Raw genomic sequence first — 18,609 nt, 5'->3', positions numbered from 1 at the left:
TGGTGACTACATTATATAAGAGAGCTTCTTTTTTTGCACTTAAAAACGGAAATTCCTCAATGGAATTTCCGTTTTTCTTTCGAGTCATTATATAAATCGTAGATTTAGTTATTTATGTCCCAGACTCTTATTTATTTCTTCATCTTTTTAATCTGCTTGATCATCGGTACTTTATTGATCGGCATAGAAATAGGAATGGTCTCATAGTGGACTTCATTGGACGGCAGTTCAAACCAGCGTATCGGTGATGCGGTGAACTTCTTGATAAAGATTTTCGTCTCAATGATCAAGCGGTCGCGCCATGCTATCTTCGCATCAATCGGCAGGTCATCCTGCAGGATAATGTAAGTGAAATCAGCCAGTCTGAGCGCCGGATTGGTTCCGTAAGTACGGTGCTGTTCCGGTATACAGCCATTCTTCAGCATTCTGGCTGCAATCTGCTTGATGTAGAGATTGACATTCTGATGCATCCTGAAACCGAGTATCAGCTGGACTTTAAAGACGTTGTTCGTTCCGAAGTCCTCTATCTGATAATTGACCTGGAAGGGCTGGTCAGAAACCTTGACGTTGACAATCCAGTAGATATCGGCACGTTTCGGAATGCCGTCCAGAACAGATTTAAAGATCTGTTTTTCCGCCATTTTCATATCATCTGTTGTCGAGAGATAGACGAGATTGGTTGCATATTTCGGGAACCGCTTATCATGTGACAGCTGTTCAAGCTGTCCTTTAAAGAGATCGATATTGATATCATATGTTCTGCGGTCCTTGATCTGATAACCTTTGTACCAGACCACCATCAGGAGTGCGATGGCCAGAGAGATCAGAACGGCGATATAACCCCCGTGCATAAACTTCGCGAGACTGGAGATGAAAAATGCCGCTTCAAGCACGAGAAAGAAGCCGATTACGAGCGTCACAAGTGCTGCATGATGCTTTCTCTGGATCAAGTAGTGCCAGAGCAGGATAGTCGACATCATCATCGTCACCGTGATACTTAAACCATATGCTGCCTCCATATGGACAGAAGTCTTGAAATAAAGCACCACCATGATACAGAGCAGCCAGACAAAGAAGGTCACAGACGGAATATACATCTGTCCTTTGATCGTAGAAGGATATTTAATATCCACCTTCGGCATCAGACGTAAGTGGATCGCTTCCGATACTAAAGTGAATGAACCCGAAATCAGCGCCTGAGAAGCGATGATGGCTGCGCCTGTTGCAATCATAACCCCGATAAAGATAAATGATTCAGGCATGATCTGGAAGAATGGGTTGATGACTTGCCCGGCTTTAAAATCGTGCGTCTTAATGCGTCCGATTATCCAGGCACACTGTCCGAAATAGTTGAGCAACAGCATCAGTTTGACAAATGGCCATGTCCGGTAGATGGCACCTTTGCCGACGTGCCCCATATCCGAGTAGAGGGCTTCTGCTCCCGTTGTCGCCAAGAAGACAGTGCCGAGGATCATCAGCCCCATCTTATTGCTGTCATCGAATAGAATCTCGATACCATAGAGCGGGTTAAGCGCTCTTAGAACAGACAGGTCAGCTGTCATATTCATAATACCGAAGACACCCAGCATACTGAACCAGATGAACATAAAGGGTCCGAAGATCTTACCGATACTGCCCGTGCCAAATCGCTGGGCAAAGAAAACCAGTGTGATGACCGCAATGACAATCGCCAGTATATACCGCTGCTCAGACAGAACAGAGTCTTTAAGACCTGGTATCTCCTGAATCCCTTCGATGGCAGATGTCACCGTCACAGCGGGTGTCAAAATACCATCAGCAAGTAACGCTGCTCCTCCAATGACAGCAGGCACTATCAGCCAGCTCCGTCTTTGTCGCACGAGCGTGTAGAGACTGAAGATCCCTCCTTCGCCGTGGTTATCTGCACGCATGGCAATCAGCACATATTTAATGGTCGTCAGCAGGGTGATCGTCCAGATGATGAGTGAGAGACAGCCGATAATATATCGTTCTGTCATCGCCTCCATGCCGCCGTTCGTCTCAACCACTGCCTTCATAACGTAAAGCGGTGATGTACCGATATCACCATAAACAATTCCTATAGCGACAAGCATCATTGCCAGTTTAAAACGGTTGCCTGTATTTTCTGTTTTCATAGTAGACCTCGTTTATACAATTTAAATGACTTCCATATCATACGCCTAGCACAAACAATGTTCAATCCCCTTTTTTGGATAATGCTGAACCCATCAGGGTATAATATTATAGCAACACAATATTTTAAAGAGGTGATCAAGTTGACATTAAAATCAGTTACAGCAGCTGCATTGCAAGAAGCGCTGCAAGTCGGGACAGACGATGTGGTCTTAGATGTCCGGGAGAAAGAGGAATATGCTGCCGGGCATATCAAAGAATCATTTAACTATCCTTTATCGGAGCTTTCAGAACGCGCAGACTCACTGAAGAAAGACACAAGCTATTATGTCATCTGTCAGCGCGGAATGCGTTCAGAGAAAGCTGCACATTATCTGCATGATCTAGGATATGATGTCACGAATGTTGAAGGCGGCATGGACAGCTGGCAAGGTGAAATAGAGCAATAAAAAAAATCCGCAAACAGAAGTTTGCGGATTTTTTTATTAACGACGACGGTCAAAATTATTGCGGATATTCTCAATAATCATGCCGCTGTTGATCTGGCCCGGTAATTTAGTGCGATCTACAGTGAAGTCCTGCGGCGGTACATCATACTGGATTTCCCGGGCAAAGTATTTCATCGTTTCTTCCATAATGATGATGGTCATCCACTCACCCGCACAGCGGTGGTTGGTATAGTAATCGCCTCCGCCTTGAGGAATGAGATCGAATGGACTGCCGTCCCAGTTCTCGAAACGTTCCGGATAGAACTGTTCCGCATTCTCCCATAATGATTCACTGTGAAGTGTGCCGAAGATATCCAGGATCAGCATGGTATCTTTGTCAATCTTATAGCCTTCGAAGGTGATGTTCTGCTTCGCTTTACCTGGCAGGAACGGCACGAATGGATAATAACGACGGACTTCCTGTGCAAATTTGTAAGCATAGCTGTTATCATTCTGAGCGACGCGTGCACGTTCACCCGGATATTCGTGCATCGCCAGTACACCGAAGGAGATGAAGCGGTTGATCGCTACAAGCGGACGAATCGTATTCATCAGATCCACTGCCGCAAGACGTGAATCCATGTGCTTGCCGTTCATATCTTTCCAGTGACTGAATTCATATAGACCTGACCCTTCCTCAGGGAAAAGTTTACCTTTACGTGTCGCGATGATCTGCTTCTCCAGGTAATCCTCGACACGGTCACGCGCATTCAGTGCACGGCGGTAACCTGTATAAGCCGTGCCGATAGAGCCGAAGGAATCAACCATCGCATTCATATCCTTCGCATACTGCTCCATCCGCTCCGGCGTATCGAATGGGACATCCGCAAAACGGAAACCTATTTTCAGCAATACAAGCGTAGCCTCCTGGTAGACATTCGTCTGGTCCATCGCCTGAAGACGTGCAGTATCTTCAAACCAGTAGTTGCGCGTCAGTTTGCGCAGATACTCAAGGTTGTTGTCTGTCATAAGGGACATGAATAAGGATTTTCTGTTTTTATGTTTATCGCCTGTCGTGGTATGGATCGCACCTTTACCGAACAATGTTTTGACCAGTCGTTTCGGCAGTGTCCCCGCCCGCTCAGTCTTGTCATTGTCATAGAATAATTCAGCCGCTTCTTTACCGCTGATGACAACCGCTTTCTTACCGCCAAGAATACGTATTTCAAAGACATTTGTATTCAGTTTTCTTGTGCGGTTCGGTATAAATTCATAACCTTCTTTTAATACAGTGAGTGTTTGATCGAGCCCTTTAACTTTCGGCATACGTTTAGCCATAAATATTGCCCCCTTCATGTTGTGTTAGTAAATGAATGGCAGTATCACTGCCAATATCTGTCTCATAGTTCAATTCTACCACAGTCTCCGGGATTACCGTCATATCTTTACCTTCAGAGTAAATGAAGAACTGTTCCCCTAAAGACTGTTTGTAGAGCCGTCCAGCCTGGCCGTAAGTCTCCTGACCGACCAGCTGACGCTTATTTATCTGAGAGACCAGACGTTCAGCACTGCCTTTAGTCATCGCGTCAACGATGAACACGGCTTCTGAGAATCGCTCAGCCAGAACATTGATGCGTTCTTCAGGTATCACCCCGTAAGCATCCCGCAGATCAATCAGCAGCGGCTCTTTACCAGCTTCCAGCTGATACAGGTGTCTGATGTGATGCACGATGATCTCCGTATAGCCTTCACGTGCAAAAACTTCTGCCGTCCCGTCTTCTTCAAACGCCTTCAGATCAAACGTATAAATCTGGTCACCGCGCAGCACCGTTGCTTCATGCTGCTTCTTCAGAATAGGATGCCAGTCCTGCCTGTCTGCTCTCTCATTGAACAATAGCTTCTGATAGCGTTCACCAAGCAGCGGAATCGCATCGCCTGATAAATGAGTGATACAGTCGCCGACCACAAATCTTCTGTCTGCCGTGACTGCTGTCACGACCAGCACATCGCCCTTTCTTCTGACGCGAATGCCGCTCGACCAGTCCCGCTGATCGACAAAATCCAGCGACTTCAGATTGAATTCGGCAAGGTAATCAACCATTACCTGCTGAAAAGTGAAAGGATTTGGATTGAGCTTGTTAAAGACGGATTGATAGTTCTCACTCACCATATCGTCTTTCAATCCAAGTTCTTCAAGAATGGATCTCACTTTCTTAAATATTGTTACGTATTCATACATGGCTGCCCCCCATCTTCTCACAATCATTTACTACCCTTAAACAGACCTTTTAACGCATGACATCGATTAAAAATACAAAAAAACCATGCGATTAGCTGCGGAAGCTAAAAGCATGGCTTGATCAAGCTCTTTTAAATGTCATCATAGTCGATGGTTTCTTTTTCAAAGGTCTTGCCGTTAATCTTGATGACATAACGACCGGCCTTGCCTTCTTCTATGATCATCGGAATCGTCACGGTCTGGTTGTTGCTCGTTGAAATGGTCTGGTAAACATCGGTCAGCTGATGATTTTTATCCTCGACATAGATTTCTATAAGCTGGGCCTTGCCGCTTGTCGGACCTTCGAAACTACCGCCGTATGGAACGATGACCGTTGAGGTATAGTTTTTAATCATAGCTGCAGAGTCGTCTGACTGATCTTCTGTCGTCGGCTCTTCTGTCGTCGGCTCTTCTGTCGTCGGTTCTTCTGTCGTCGGCTCTTCACTTTCCGGCTTTTTACCTTTAGACAGCTCAAAACTAACCGTTGAACCATACGGCAACGCTAAATTCAGAGCACTCTGACTGAGGATATGGCCTGCCTCAACCTCGGCATCATAGCTCTCACCACTGATTTTCACATTAAAGCCCTGCGCTTCCAGCTGTTCCTTGACCGACTGATAATCCTGTCCGCGGTAGTCATTCATATAGATATCATCATGACCTTTAGAAACTTTCAGCTCCATCGTCGCCTTCGCCGGTTCCACCTCTTCTCCTTCAGCAAGATTCTGACTGAGAATGTCACCGACAGCCTTGTCGCTCTCCACTTCCTGGACCTTCACTTTATTGAAACCTGCCTTATAGAGTTTTTCTTTGACGGTTTCAATATTCTGACCTATGTAGTTCTTGATGCGGAATGTCTCCCTGCCTTTAGAGACCACGAGGTTGATTTTAGTGAATTCCTTGACCTTCTCTCCGTCAGACGGATTTGCCGAAATAATCATCCCGTCTTCGTACTGTTCAGAGAACTCATTGATGACACGACCTTTGCGGAGATGCTCCTTTTCCAGCAACTTCACGCCATCACTCAGCTGCCGGCCGGTGATGTCAGGGACAAAACTTGTTTTAGGCATGAACAGATACACGGCCATCCCCCCTAAAATCAGGAGGAGCAGCAGTGGAAGAAACAGCAGCAGAAAACGGTTTTTCTTCTTCGGTTCCGCACGTTCACTTCCGCTGTCTGTCTGCACAGCCGGCATGACCATCGTCTTGTCCTCTATTACGGTGTACCGCGCTTCTTCCCTGCGCTTTTCATCCAGCACAGTCGCGAGGTCGCTGTACATCTCATCGGTTGTACGGTAACGGCTATATTTCTCCTTCATCGTCGCTTTGATGATGACGTTTTCCAGGCTTTGCGGCACATCATCCCGCACCTCAGTGACAAGGGGCAACGCTTCCTGTATCTGCTTGATGGCAATACTTACGGCCGATTCACCTTCAAAAGGCGGCTTACCTGTCAGCATTTCATAGAGAACCACGCCTATCGCATAAATATCAGAAGATTCATCGATCGCTTTACCTTTCGCTTGTTCCGGCGATAAATAATGGACGGAGCCCATGATGTGATTCGTCTGTGTCATCGCGGTCTCACTCAGTACACGTGCGATACCGAAATCCGTGATTTTCAGAATCTGATCATGGGTCATCAGGATATTCTGCGGCTTAATGTCACGGTGAATGATCATATGCTGGTGCGCATGACCGATGCCTCGCAGAACCTGCTTCGTGAAGTAGACTGCTTCTTCAACAGACAGCCGGCCCTTCTCCTGAATGTAATCAGACAGTGTCGGACCGTCAATATATTCCATGACTAAGTAATAATGATAGTCGTCCTCATCCACATCGAGCACTTTGACAATATTGGGATGGCTTAACGTCGTCGCATTCTCGACCTCGCGCTCAAAACGTTGAACTGCACGCTCTTTATCATGTGCGGGGATAGTGATGACTTTGACCGCCACCTGCTGCTCCAAAATAAGGTCATCTGCCAGATAAACCTGGCTTGCACCACCGCCGCCGATCAGTTTGGTCAGATGATAACGCTCACTGATGATATGGCCAAGCATTAAAACACACCCCCGAGCTTACAAAGCACAAATGAGACATTGTCCCTGACTTCACTCTCGAGTGCCAGGTTGATCAGCCGTTCACCTTTCTCTGCTAATGGCTCTTCCTGCATGATGATGTCATGCACCTGATTTTCCGGCACATAATCTGTCAGACCATCTGATGACAGCAGCAGATAGTCATAACGCGTCAGCGGAAATGTAAAGATATCAGGAATCACTGTCCGGTCTGTGCCGATCACTTTAGTAATGATGTTACGCTGAGGATGGGTAGCTGCTTCTTCTTTCGTCAGCTCCCCCGCCATCACCAGATGCTGAACAAACGTGTGATCAATCGTCAGCTGACGCATCTCGCGGTCATTGATGAGGTAGCTGCGGGAATCTCCGACATTCGCAACGACCACTTTCTTGTCAAACAGCAGGGCTGCGACAAGGGTGGTGCCCATGCCCTGATTGGCTATTTCATGCTGACCCTTATCATATAATTCACGATTAATCTCAGCGATTCTATTTTTCAGCCACTCTTCCGCCTGATTGAATTCAATCAGATTTTCCTGTTCAAAGATTTCTTTCAGACGAGTAGCCACAAAATGACTCGCCACTTCCCCGCTGTTATGCCCCCCCATGCCATCACAGACAATCAGCAGCTGCTGGCCAGTATGATTGGTCAGGATGCCCCCTGCATCCTCATTATGGTCACGGGTATGCCCTACATCTGTGAAAAAGCGTGCTTCCATCCTCTTTACCTCGTTTCTTCTTGTCGTTCTTTCGCTCTTAACTGACCACATGCCGCGTCAATATCAGAGCCATGTTCACGTCTGATTGTCGCGTTGATGCCATTACGTTTCAGTTCCTTCTCGAACTTGAAGATGTCCTCCTTGGACGTACGGACATAGTCCCTTTCAGGCACATGATTGACGGGTATCAGGTTGACATGACAGTTCAGATGTTTGATGAGCTTAGCCAGTTCCCTTGCATGCTGGACCTGATCATTGACCCCGCCGAACAAGCCATACTCAAATGTGATACGACGGCCCGTTTTCTCGGTATAGTATTCAATGGCCGGCATCAGTTTGTCGAGATTATAGGCACGGTTGATCGGCATCAGACGGGATCTGACATCATTGTCTGCTGCGTGAAGACTTAGCGCGAAGTTGATCTGCAGCTCTTCATCTGCAAAGTCATAAATACGCGGGACTACGCCTGAAGTTGAGACTGTGATATGACGCGCACCGATATTCAGCCCGTTGTCATGATTGATGATTTTAAGGAAGTCCATCATTTCATCGTAGTTCTCAAACGGTTCTCCGATACCCATGATCACGACATGGCTGACCCGTTCCTCTGTTGCATCCAGTGCCATCTGCACATTCAGCACCTGCGCGACGATCTCACCTGCTTCTAGATTTCGTTTTAAGCCGCCCAGTGTGCTGGCGCAGAAAGTACAACCGATACGGCAGCCGACCTGCGTGGTGACACAGACGGAGTTGCCGTAATCATGCCGCATCAGCACCGTTTCAATCGTATAACCATCCTGCAGTTCAAAAAGGAACTTGATCGTGCCGTCCTTACTCTCCTGTTTCACAACCGTTTTAAGTGTGGTCATCACAAAATTCGCTTCGAGCTGGTCACGCAGATCCTTGGATAGGTTCGTCATCTCCTCGAATGACGTGACGCGTTTGACGTAAAGCCAGTCAAAGATCTGCTTCGCGCGAAAGCTTTGCTGACCGTGGTCAGCGAGCCAGTCCTTCAATTCATCTAATTGCAGTGAATAGATAGACGGCTTCTCAAATTGAGGCATGAATTTATTTTTCTTTTTCTCGAGCAGTGCCATTAAGACACATCCTTTCTTCTCAGTTTCGCAATAAAGAAACCATCGGCATTAAAATCATGCGGCAGAATCTGCAAGGTCTGATGGGTTTCACCCGCAAGTTCAATCGGTTCTATTTCGAAATCTCTGTTTTCTTTGATAAATGAATAGACGACATTTTCGTTTTCCATCTGTTCAATTGTACATGTAGAGTATATCATCAGTCCGCCCGGCTTGACAGCATCTGCGGCATTGCGCAGAATATCAAGCTGCAGCGGCCATAAGTTGTCGATATCTTTAGCAGTCTTCTCATATTTAATCTCCGGCTTACGCTTTGCAACCCCTAGACCGCTGCACGGTGCATCAACCAGCACCTTATCATATTGTCTGTCAAACGGTGCGCGTGCATCGTGAAGTGAAACAGCGACATTCGCCAGACGCAGCTTACGTAAATTGAACTCAATCAGATCAAGTTTGTGCTCATGTATATCATGTGCATCGATATGGCCTGTCTGATTCAGTTTCTCTGCCATATGACAGGTCTTGCCGCCCGGGGCACTGCATGTATCCAGAATATGATCGCCCGGTTCCGGGTCCATGATATGGGCCACCAGCATACTGGAGGCATCCTGTACAGAGACAAGGCCATCCTTGAACAGGCGGGTCTGCACAATCGGCGGGCCCTCAATAAACAGACATTCCGGCACGACATCAGACTGTCTTACTGTAAAACCTTCAGCTCTAAGACGAGTGATGGCATCCTCAACCGTGATTCTTGTCGTATTGACACGGACACTTGTATCCGGCCGTTCAAGCAGATTCAGACAGATTCTGCGCGTGACTTCAAGACCGAAATGTGTCTTCCAGTGCTTGACCAGCCACAGCGGTGTACTCGTCTCAATGCTCAGACGCTTCAGGTCATCTTTGATTTCAGCAAATGAACGCAACTCACTGCGCTGAAAGTGACGGAGTATAGCGTTGATGGTCTTTGCACCTGAATAAGAACCTCTCCGTTTAGTGATCTCGACCGCCTCATTGATGATGGCATGGTCGGGAATCTTCGTTAAATAGACGGCCTGATAGACGCTCATAAGCAGCAGGCGTTTCATCCATCCTTTAAGGTTCGCCTTAATAAAAGGCTCTATATAATATTCAAGCGTCAGCTTATGCTGCAGCGTACCGTAGACGAGCTCAGTCAGGAGTGCACGGTCCTTCTCCTCTACTTTTCCTTCCTTGATTGCAGCGTTGATCAGCAAATTGCTGTAGCCACCTGCAGTCAGGACATCATCCAGAATTTCAAGTGCGACCATTCTGACGTTCTTATCCATTGAACACCTTCCCGATTAAGTCTTTACGGCCAGCAGCGTAGTCGCCTGCAGCCATCCGCTTCTTACCCGCCGGCTGTATCTCTGTCAGCAGGACGGCCCCGTCAGATGTCGCAACCAGCAGGCCTTCTTTGTCTGCCGCGAGAATCTCTCCTGGTTGACCGTCACCTGCTGCACGGCGCGCTGACCAGAGCTTCATATTCTGTCCTTCCAGCTGTGCATAGCCGACCGGCCAGGGTGACAGGCCGCGAATATGGTTATGGACTTCTGGCGTCGTACGGTCGAATGTCACCCGTTCATCTTCACGGCTGATGTTAGAAGCAAATGTAACAAGACTCTCGTCCTGAGGCAGCCGCTGATTGGTGCCACTGATAATCGCAGGGAGGGTCTCCATCAACAGCTCGACACCTAATGCCGACAGCTTATCATGCTGAGTGCCGACATCATCTGCTTCTTCAATCGGAATGGCACGCTGACTGATGACATCCCCTGCATCCAGTTTCTTCACCATATACATGATTGAAACCCCCGTCTCCTTCTCACCGTTCATCACGGCATAATGAATCGGCGCACCGCCGCGATACTTCGGCAGCAGGCTCGCGTGCACATTGATACAGCCGAGCCGCGGTGCCGCGAGCAGTTCCTCCGGCAGCAGCTGACCGTATGCCGCTGTCACTATCAAGTCGGGCTGCATGGCGATGACTGCTGCCAGTTCATCTGAACCTGTCAGTCTCGCAGGCTGCAGGACCTTGATGCCTAATTTTTCAGCAGTCACTTTGACTGGCGGCGGCGTCATCACCTTTTTACGGCCGACAGGTTTATCAGGCTGCGTCACCACCGCGATGACTTCGTACTCTGCTGCGACTGCCTCTAAAATAGGGCCTGAGAAATCAGGCGTCCCCATAAAAATAATGCTAGTCATGATACATCTCCTCCAGTTCTTCAGGACTGACTTCCCGTGTCATCTTCTCTGTGAACAGATGACCATATAAATGATCCACCTCATGCTGAATGACCCGGGCGATATCATCGAAAGCAGTCATTTCAACGGTATTGCCTTTCAGATCGTTACCCGTCAGTTCTATTTTAACACTTCTCGGTACTTCGCCAAATACATCCGGCAGGCTGAGGCAGCCTTCTATATCCACAGCTGTCTCTGCTGAATAATGGGTGATCACAGGATTAATCAGCTGAAGAATACCGTCCTCCTCCATATCCACGACAGCCACTTTCAGATCCACCCCGATCTGAGGAGCGGCGATACCCACGCCATCTGACTCATACATCGTATCTTCCAGATCCAGGATCAGCTGGCGCAGCGAATCATCAAACTTTGTGACATCCTTCACTTCACGGTGCAGCAGTCTATCATGTTGGTCAATCAGTTTTTTTACGGTCATCTTGAGACCTCCTACTCTTTTTTATGCATCATATTAGTATAAATGAATCACTGCCCTGTAAGCAAATAAAAGTTCCTTACTCCATGGAATAAGGAACTTTACATCAGCATCTGCGGATTGATATCGATGCTTAAGGAAAACTTGTTCTTAACGAACTTATCATAATAATGATCATCGAGGTAGGTGAGCGCCTCCAAAAGTGCCGGCTCACTTTTGAATTTAATGATGATTTGAAAGCGGTACTGATTATTGATGCGCGCGATGGTGCAGGGGGCGGGCCCCAGCACGTAACTGGACGGCGAGAGGTGCTGGAGCAACGTCTGGTGAATGTGTTTACTTTCAAGCAGCACCTCCTTCATCTCTGCATGGCTGAAGACCAGATTGACCAAATAATAGTAAGGCGGATACTTGCCGATCTTCCGGTACGTCATCTCTTCTTTGTAGAAACCCGCATAGTCATTGTTTTTAGCATACTGCACGGCGTAATGTTCAGGATTGTACGTCTGAATGATGACATGGCCCTCTTTATCAGCCCGGCCTGCGCGCCCGGCCACTTGAGTGAGCAGCTGGAAGGTCCGCTCGCTGCTTCTGAAGTCCGGGAGGTTCAGCATGGTATCAGCATTCAGCACACCGACTAATGTGATATTCGGGAAATCCAGTCCCTTCGCTATCATCTGGGTGCCGAGCAGAATATTCGCTTCCTGATTCTTGAATTTTGTCAGCAGCTGCTCGTGCGCGCCTTTACGGGAGGTCGTATCATTATCCATCCGGATGACCCTCGCCCCTTCAAAATGCTGATAGATGAGTTCCTCCACCTTCTGGGTGCCGACACCCATCTCACGGATGTGTTCACTCTCACAGTTCGGACAGGTGAGCGGCTTATATTCCTTGTGTCCGCAGTAATGACATTTCAGTTCGTCTGTCACCTTATGATAAGTCAGACTGATATCACAGTTCGGACAGTTCGGTACATGTCCGCAGTCGCGGCAGAGAAGAAACTGTGCATGCCCTCTTCTGTTCAGGAACAGGACGATCTGCTCACCTTTTTGGATCCGGTCGTTGATGGCCCGGGTCAGTTCCGCCGAAAACATCGAACGGTTGCCTGCAGCAAGCTCATCACGCATATTGACGACCTGGACAGTAGGCACCGGAAACTGATTGGCTCTCGTCTGGATGGTCAGGAGTTCATAGACCCCTTTTTCCGCCCGTGCATAGCTTTCAAGCGACGGCGTAGCACTGCCTAGAACAACCGGACAGTTATGGTAACTGCCGCGCCAGAATGCCACGTCACGTGCATGATACCTCGGATAATCTTCCTGCTTATAGCTTGCCTCATGCTCTTCATCAATAATGATGATGCCTAAATTTTCAAACGGTGCAAAGACACTGGAGCGTGCGCCGACAGACACCCGTGCCTGACCGCTTCTGATCTTGCGCCACTCATCATAGCGCTCGCCGATGCTGAGCCCGGAGTGCATGACTGCGACTTCATCGCCGAAGCGGGCTTTAAAACGCTCCACCATCTGCGGTGTCAGCGCAATTTCAGGTACCAGCATGAGGGCGGTCTTATTCTGAGCCAGCACATCCGCAATCGTCTGCAGATAGACTTCCGTCTTCCCGCTTCCAGTTATACCGTGCAGCAGGAAGACGCGATGTTCTTCGTCATCGATGGATTGTCTGATGCGGTTATAGGCGGCCTGCTGCTCAGTCAGAAGCACCTTTTTGGCGTCAGGATGGACCGTGCGGTGCGCAAACGGATCACGTGCAGCTTCTATCTCTATCTTTCTGATGAGCCCCTTCTTCTCAAGACCTGATACTACAGCAGCTGAGAAGTCACGCGCCTTCAATTCCTTCAGAGTCAGTCTGCCTTCATCTGCAAGTGACAGAAGACAGTCCTTCTGCTTGTCGCTGCGCAAGGTCGCGAGTGCCTGCTCCACATTGATATCACACAGTTCAACCGCTTTAAGTGTCTTGACCTGCTGCTGCTGATTGACCTCTATATCTTCAGTAATGACACCCGATTCAACATAAGGTTTCAGCTTGAGGATGTCATCCGCAGACAGCGAGCTGATACGGACCTGCTGTTTTCTGAAAAGGGTGTAGAGTTCATCACTGATTTCCTCCGGTTCCTCCAGACGATAGACTTTGTGATACTTGCCTTTCACTGCACGCGGCAGCATGATGTCCAGTACGGCGATCCTTTTTGCGATATGCGTCGTCTGCATCCATTCACTTAAGGCAATAAGTTCCTTGTTGAGCTCCGGTGTCATATCCTGGATATGCAGGATAGATTTAAGCTCTTTTTCATGCGCCTCATCCATCAGCTCGATGATATAGCCCTGTCTCTTTCTCGGTCCGAACGGGACGACTACCCGCATGCCGATCTGCACAACAGACTTCAGCTGCTCGGGCACCTCATAGTCAAACAGCCTGTCGACTCGTTTCGCATTGACATCGACGACAATTCTAGCGTACATGAATATCCTGCTTAATAGCTGTCAGTATTTCATGGGCCATCTCCCGTTTCGGCATTTTCCCGATTTTACGGCTCATGCCGTTTCTGAAGAACATCTCAACCGCGTTCTGGTCTGATTTGAAGCCGATAGACGAGTCACCGACATTATTGGCGATGATGACATCTGCATTTTTCTTGGCAAGTTTACCGCGCGCGTACATCTCCACCTGCTCTGTTTCTGCGGCGAATCCTGCCAGATACTGAGTCGTCTTACGTTCGCCTAAATATTTCAGAATATCCTGTGTACGTTGCAGGGTCAGCGTCAGATCCTCGTCTTTTTTCTTTATCTTGCCGTGCTGTCTTTCGGTCGTATAATCTGCGACTGCTGCTGCCTTGATAATGATATCCTGGTCCATGCGCTTCGTCACCGCGTCAAACATCTCAGCTGCACTTTCCACCTGTATGAAACGGACATTGTTCGGTACCTCCAGCTGAACAGGACCACTGACGAGTGTGACATCCGCACCGCGCAGCTGTGCCGCTTCAGCAATTGCATAGCCCATGCGGCCGCTTGAATTGTTCGTCAAATATCGAACAGCGTCAATCCGTTCAATCGTCGGACCCGCTGTCACCAGTATCTTCTTCCCTTTTAAGTCATTCTGGTACTGCTTTGCGACTTGAAACGCCTCGACCGCCCTGATGATGTCGAGCGGCTCAGACATACGTCCTTTCGCGATATAACCGCATGCCAGAAAACCGCTGCCTGGATCGATAAAATGGTATCCCATCGCACTTAATTTCCGGATGTTCTCCTGAACAGCCGGGTGGCTGTACATATTGCTGTTCATCGCCGGTGCGATGAATGTCGGCTTGGTCGATGCAATCAGCGTAGTCGTCACCATATTGTCTGCGATGCCATGTGCCAGTTTACCGATAGTAGAAGCGGTCGCCGGTGCGATGATGTTGATATCCGCCCAGTCTGCCAGATCGATATGTTTGATGACGTCCGGCTCTGTCTCGTCAAAGATATCGCTATGGACTTCGTGACGGCTAAGTGCCTGAAACGGCAGAGGTGTGATAAATTCTCTCGCAGACGGTGTCATCATGACTTTCACTTCATGGTTACGCTGTACGAGTTTACTGGTCAGGTCAATCGCCTTATAAGCGGCGATGCCCCCTGTTACACTTAATAAGATCTTCATGACGGCCTCCTCATTGATAGTACTACTATTATACATGAATCTTCTGCAAACAAAAAAGCCGGCGATCGCCGACTTATTCTTCTACATGGATACGACCGGCAGCTACTTCTTCCAGAGCCTGTCCGACCGGTTTATATGAAACATATCGTTCCAGTAAGTTTGAATCAGGATTGTCCTGAAGTTCACGTGCACGTTTTGCCGCGAGTGTCACGACCAGGTATTTTGAATTTACATTTTCTTTGATTTTATCTAATGGTGGATATAACATTATTTTTTTACCTCCAGTAACATTTTTCTGAAACGTGCTTCTATACGTTCTCTTTTTAAGTGTTCCGCTTCAACGATGGTCTGAATCTGTGATTTCGCCTGCTCAATTTCATCGTTGACCACGACATAGTCATAAAGATTCATCATCTCAACTTCTTTACGCGCTTCTGAGATGCGGTAGGCAATCACATCCTTGGACTCCGTGCCGCGGCCGATCAGTCTTTCTTCAAGGTGAGCAAGTGATGGCGGCGCGAGGAAGATAAAGAGGGCCTCAGGGAATTTCTTGCGCACTTGTTTCGCACCTTCCACTTCGATCTCAAGGAAAACATCTTTGCCCGCATCCATTGTATCACGGACATACTGCACAGGTGTGCCGTAGTAGTTACCGACATATTCAGCGTACTCGATGAATGCATCAGCCTCAATCAACGCTTCAAATTCTTCTCGTTTCTTAAAGAAATAATCACGGCCGTCTTCTTCCCCCGGTCGCATATTCCGTGTTGTCATAGATATAGAATACTCGAAATCCGTGTCCGGGTCATCAAATATTGCTTTCCTGACAGTGCCCTTTCCTACGCCGGAAGGACCCGATAGAACAATTAATAAACCTTTTTCGTTTTCCATCTTTACGACCTTTCTACAATTAAATGATTATTAATAAGAGTAACATATATTTTTTGAAAAATACATGCTTCATTTTATATTCTTAGCTTCGAGTGTTAAACTAAATAAATATCATATAGAGGTGAAATAAATGGCATTTGATGGATTATTTACGGGCAAGATGCTCGAAGAGTTACAATTCCTCGTCTCAGGACGTATTAATAAAATAACGCAGCCGGACAACCAGACCATTATTCTGACTGTCCGTGCGAACCGTAAAAATCAGCAGCTACTGATTTCAGCGCATCCGAATTTTGCACGGCTGCACTTGACAGATAATAAGGCGCCGAATCCTTTTGAACCCCCGATGTTTCTGCGCGTACTTCGTAAACATCTGGAAGGCGGTATTATCAAAGGCTTCCGCCAAAAAGGGAATGACCGCATTGTCTTCATCGATATTGACAATACCGATGAGATCGGTGATCCCGTCAAGCGCCGTCTTGTCATCGAACTGATGGGCAAGCACAGCAATGTGATATTAACGGATGACGTGGGTAAGATCTTAGAAAGCATGAAGCATCTGACGCCGAATACCAATGCCGCGCGGACAATCATGCCCGGCTTCAAGTACGAGGAGCCGCCGACAGCAACTAAACACAACCCTTATACGCTGGAACGGGTCTCTGATTTTCTTGATACGGCTCCTGTCCGCCGCCAGCTCCTGAACGTTATCGAGGGATTCAGTCCGCTCGCCATAGATGAACTGCTCGCACTGGACGATGACGTCGATACTGCCTTCAGGAAGTTTATGGCCAAGTCAGAAAAGGTACAGCCTGTCTACTATAACCGGGCGCCCAAGGAATTCTTCTACTTCATGCCGCTTGAGACCCTGGGTACACCTGATCAGACCTTTGAGACGTTATCAGAGTTACTCGACTACTATTTCAACGAACGCGGTGAACGTGAACGCATCAAGTCCCGCAGCATCGATCTCAGCCGCCACATCACACAGCTGCTGCACAAGGACAGAAAAAAACTGGAGAAGCTCGTCAATGAACTGGAAGAAACCCGAACAATGGAGGATGTCCAGCTCTTCGGCGAACTGATCACCGCCAATATGTATCAGCTGAAAAACGGCATGTCTGAATTTGAGGCATTCAACTATTATACAAATGAGAACATCACGATTCCTCTGAATCCGCGCAAGTCACCTGCAGAAAATGCGCAATACTATTATAAGCAGTACAACAAGCTGAAAACACGTAAAGTTCATGCAGCAAGTCAGATCAAAGAGACAGAAGAAGAGATCGCTTATCTTGAGAACCTTGAAGGACAGCTCTCCTATATCACCTATGAAGATATCGAGGGGATGCGTGCAGAACTGATGGAACAGGGCCTGCTCAGAAAGCGCCAAAAACAGAAAATGAAAGGCAAGGACAAAGTCGTCCTGGAAAAATATCAGTCATCTGAAGGGACCGAGATATTAGTAGGAAAAAATAATCTGCAGAATGATTATCTGACCCACAAAGTCGCACGTAAGGATTATACATGGTTCCATACGAAGGATATACCTGGTTCCCATGTCGTCATCATGAAAAAAGACCCGAGTGACAGTGACCTGATGGATGCAGCTATGCTTGCCGCTTACTATTCAAAAGCCGGTCAATCGGCCAGTGTCCCTGTAGACTATACATTAATCAGACATGTGCATAAGCCAAGTGGTGCAAAGCCCGGATTCGTGACATATACGGATCAGTCAACCATATACGTCGACCCTGAAAAACAGATTGTCGACCAGATGAGAGTCAAATAAGACAAGACCGTGCATGGACTGCACGGTCTTGTCTTTTTAACATGGCAGTTATGAGCGATAAATCCACTTTGTCGCTCATATCTCAGCTTTCCGGCACTTCTTATGGCAGTTATGAGCGATAAATCCACTTTGTCGCTCATAACTCAGCTTTCCCGCACTTCTCATGGCAGTTATGAGCGATAAATCCACTTTGTCGCTCATATCTCAGCTTTCCGGCACTTCTTATGGCAGTTATGAGCGATAAATCCACTTTGTCGCTCATATCTCAGCTTTCCGGCACTTCTTATGGCAGTTATGAGCGATAAATCCACTTTGTCGCTCATATCTCAGCTTTCCGGCACTTCTCATGGCAGTTATGAGCGATAAATCCCTTTTGTCGCTCATCACTCAGCTTTCCGGCACTTCTCATCACTCAGTCATCTTGCGGTCAGCCATTGTCTTTGCTTGCCGGCAGCGTCCTGATAAACGCAAAGAGAACAAAGGTCTGAAGAATGACCATGATTATCAGGCCTATTCTGATATACAGATGCTCTATCATCCAGATTGAAAAGCCGACAACGATGTAAAGACTCAGTAGCATCTTCAGCTTCTGTCTGAAAGTGAAACCTTTATTCCTCTGAAACTCCAGCACATAAGCGCGGTAGACTTTTGTTGAGATCAGCCAGTCATGAAAACGGTCTGAACTTCTGGCAAAACAGATGGCGGCGAGAAGCAGGAACGGGGTCGTCGGCAAGAGTGGCAGAATGACACCTATCAGACCGAGCAGGGTCGACACGATTCCCATTGAGATTAAAACTATTCGCATATCTGCCTCCTTATCAAAAAAAGACAG

General features: G+C 47.7%; 16 protein-coding genes. 2 read left to right on the top strand and 14 right to left on the bottom strand.

Annotated features, from left to right (window positions below; genetic code table 11):
- Positions 1-131: 131 nt before the first annotated feature.
- Positions 132-2,135 (bottom strand): KUP/HAK/KT family potassium transporter, encoded by a 2,004-nt coding sequence (locus ERX55_RS03755; RefSeq protein ID WP_133451263.1) that lies wholly within the window; start codon positions 2,133-2,135, stop codon positions 132-134.
- 141 nt (positions 2,136-2,276) lie between these two features.
- On the opposite strand from ERX55_RS03755, the gene ERX55_RS03750 reads away from it, so the two are divergent.
- Positions 2,277-2,582 carry a rhodanese-like domain-containing protein gene (locus ERX55_RS03750; protein ID WP_243721447.1) on the top strand — a complete coding sequence of 102 codons (306 nt, stop codon included), beginning with the start codon at positions 2,277-2,279 and terminating at the stop codon, positions 2,580-2,582.
- A 36-nt stretch (positions 2,583-2,618) separates the two neighbouring features.
- Here ERX55_RS03750 and ERX55_RS03745 read toward each other — a convergent pair whose 3' ends face one another.
- The 12 genes from ERX55_RS03745 to gmk form a co-directional block, all read right to left on the bottom strand.
- A complete protein-coding gene (locus ERX55_RS03745) occupies positions 2,619-3,899 on the bottom strand; it encodes a cytochrome P450 (protein WP_133451261.1) in 1,281 nt (426 codons plus the stop codon).
- Complete coding sequence (locus ERX55_RS03740) at positions 3,892-4,800, bottom strand: hypothetical protein (RefSeq protein WP_133451260.1); 909 nt, start codon at positions 4,798-4,800, stop codon at positions 3,892-3,894. Before ERX55_RS03740 ends, ERX55_RS03745 begins: the two co-directional genes overlap by 8 nt.
- Before the next feature lie 131 nt (positions 4,801-4,931).
- On the bottom strand, positions 4,932-6,902 hold the full coding sequence (pknB, locus tag ERX55_RS03735; protein ID WP_133451259.1) for a Stk1 family PASTA domain-containing Ser/Thr kinase: 1,971 nt from the start codon (positions 6,900-6,902) through the stop codon (positions 4,932-4,934).
- Positions 6,902-7,639 (bottom strand): Stp1/IreP family PP2C-type Ser/Thr phosphatase, encoded by a 738-nt coding sequence (locus ERX55_RS03730; protein ID WP_133451258.1) that lies wholly within the window; start codon positions 7,637-7,639, stop codon positions 6,902-6,904. Before ERX55_RS03730 ends, pknB begins: the two co-directional genes overlap by 1 nt.
- 5 nt (positions 7,640-7,644) lie before the next feature.
- The gene (gene rlmN, locus ERX55_RS03725) at positions 7,645-8,736 is read right to left on the bottom strand and encodes a dual-specificity RNA methyltransferase RlmN (RefSeq protein ID WP_133451257.1); all 1,092 of its coding nucleotides are present in this window, start codon (positions 8,734-8,736) and stop codon (positions 7,645-7,647) included.
- Positions 8,736-10,040 carry a 16S rRNA (cytosine(967)-C(5))-methyltransferase RsmB gene (gene rsmB / locus ERX55_RS03720; RefSeq protein WP_133451256.1) on the bottom strand — a complete coding sequence of 435 codons (1,305 nt, stop codon included), beginning with the start codon at positions 10,038-10,040 and terminating at the stop codon, positions 8,736-8,738. The genes rlmN and rsmB overlap by 1 nt, the downstream gene beginning before the upstream one ends.
- Entirely contained in the window at positions 10,033-10,959 is a 927-nt protein-coding gene (fmt, locus tag ERX55_RS03715) for a methionyl-tRNA formyltransferase (RefSeq protein ID WP_133451255.1), read from the bottom strand. Before fmt ends, rsmB begins: the two co-directional genes overlap by 8 nt.
- Positions 10,952-11,437 carry a peptide deformylase gene (gene def / locus ERX55_RS03710; protein WP_133451254.1) on the bottom strand — a complete coding sequence of 162 codons (486 nt, stop codon included), beginning with the start codon at positions 11,435-11,437 and terminating at the stop codon, positions 10,952-10,954. Before def ends, fmt begins: the two co-directional genes overlap by 8 nt.
- A 98-nt stretch (positions 11,438-11,535) precedes the next feature.
- On the bottom strand, positions 11,536-13,914 hold the full coding sequence (gene priA, locus ERX55_RS03705; RefSeq protein WP_133451253.1) for a primosomal protein N': 2,379 nt from the start codon (positions 13,912-13,914) through the stop codon (positions 11,536-11,538).
- Positions 13,904-15,094: a bifunctional phosphopantothenoylcysteine decarboxylase/phosphopantothenate--cysteine ligase CoaBC gene (gene coaBC, locus ERX55_RS03700; RefSeq protein WP_133451252.1), complete on the bottom strand. Its 1,191-nt coding sequence runs from the start codon at positions 15,092-15,094 to the stop codon at positions 13,904-13,906. Before coaBC ends, priA begins: the two co-directional genes overlap by 11 nt.
- Positions 15,095-15,167: 73 nt before the next feature.
- On the bottom strand, positions 15,168-15,362 hold the full coding sequence (gene rpoZ / locus ERX55_RS03695; protein ID WP_133451251.1) for a DNA-directed RNA polymerase subunit omega: 195 nt from the start codon (positions 15,360-15,362) through the stop codon (positions 15,168-15,170).
- A complete protein-coding gene (gmk, locus tag ERX55_RS03690) occupies positions 15,362-15,985 on the bottom strand; it encodes a guanylate kinase (RefSeq protein WP_133451250.1) in 624 nt (207 codons plus the stop codon). Before gmk ends, rpoZ begins: the two co-directional genes overlap by 1 nt.
- 130 nt (positions 15,986-16,115) lie before the next feature.
- On the opposite strand from gmk, the gene ERX55_RS03685 reads away from it, so the two are divergent.
- Positions 16,116-17,777, top strand: a complete 1,662-nt coding sequence (locus ERX55_RS03685) for an Rqc2 family fibronectin-binding protein (RefSeq protein ID WP_133451249.1) — start codon at positions 16,116-16,118, stop codon at positions 17,775-17,777.
- Positions 17,778-18,204: 427 nt separating this feature from the next.
- Here ERX55_RS03685 and ERX55_RS03680 read toward each other — a convergent pair whose 3' ends face one another.
- The gene (locus ERX55_RS03680; RefSeq protein ID WP_133451248.1) at positions 18,205-18,582 is read right to left on the bottom strand and encodes a YbaN family protein; all 378 of its coding nucleotides are present in this window, start codon (positions 18,580-18,582) and stop codon (positions 18,205-18,207) included.
- Between the last annotated feature and the right edge of the window lie 27 nt (positions 18,583-18,609).

This window comes from Macrococcus bovicus (assembly GCF_004359575.1).
Classification (GTDB): Bacteria; Bacillota; Bacilli; order Staphylococcales; family Staphylococcaceae; genus Macrococcus; species Macrococcus bovicus.
This window is presented reverse-complemented; position numbering and strand designations above follow the sequence as displayed.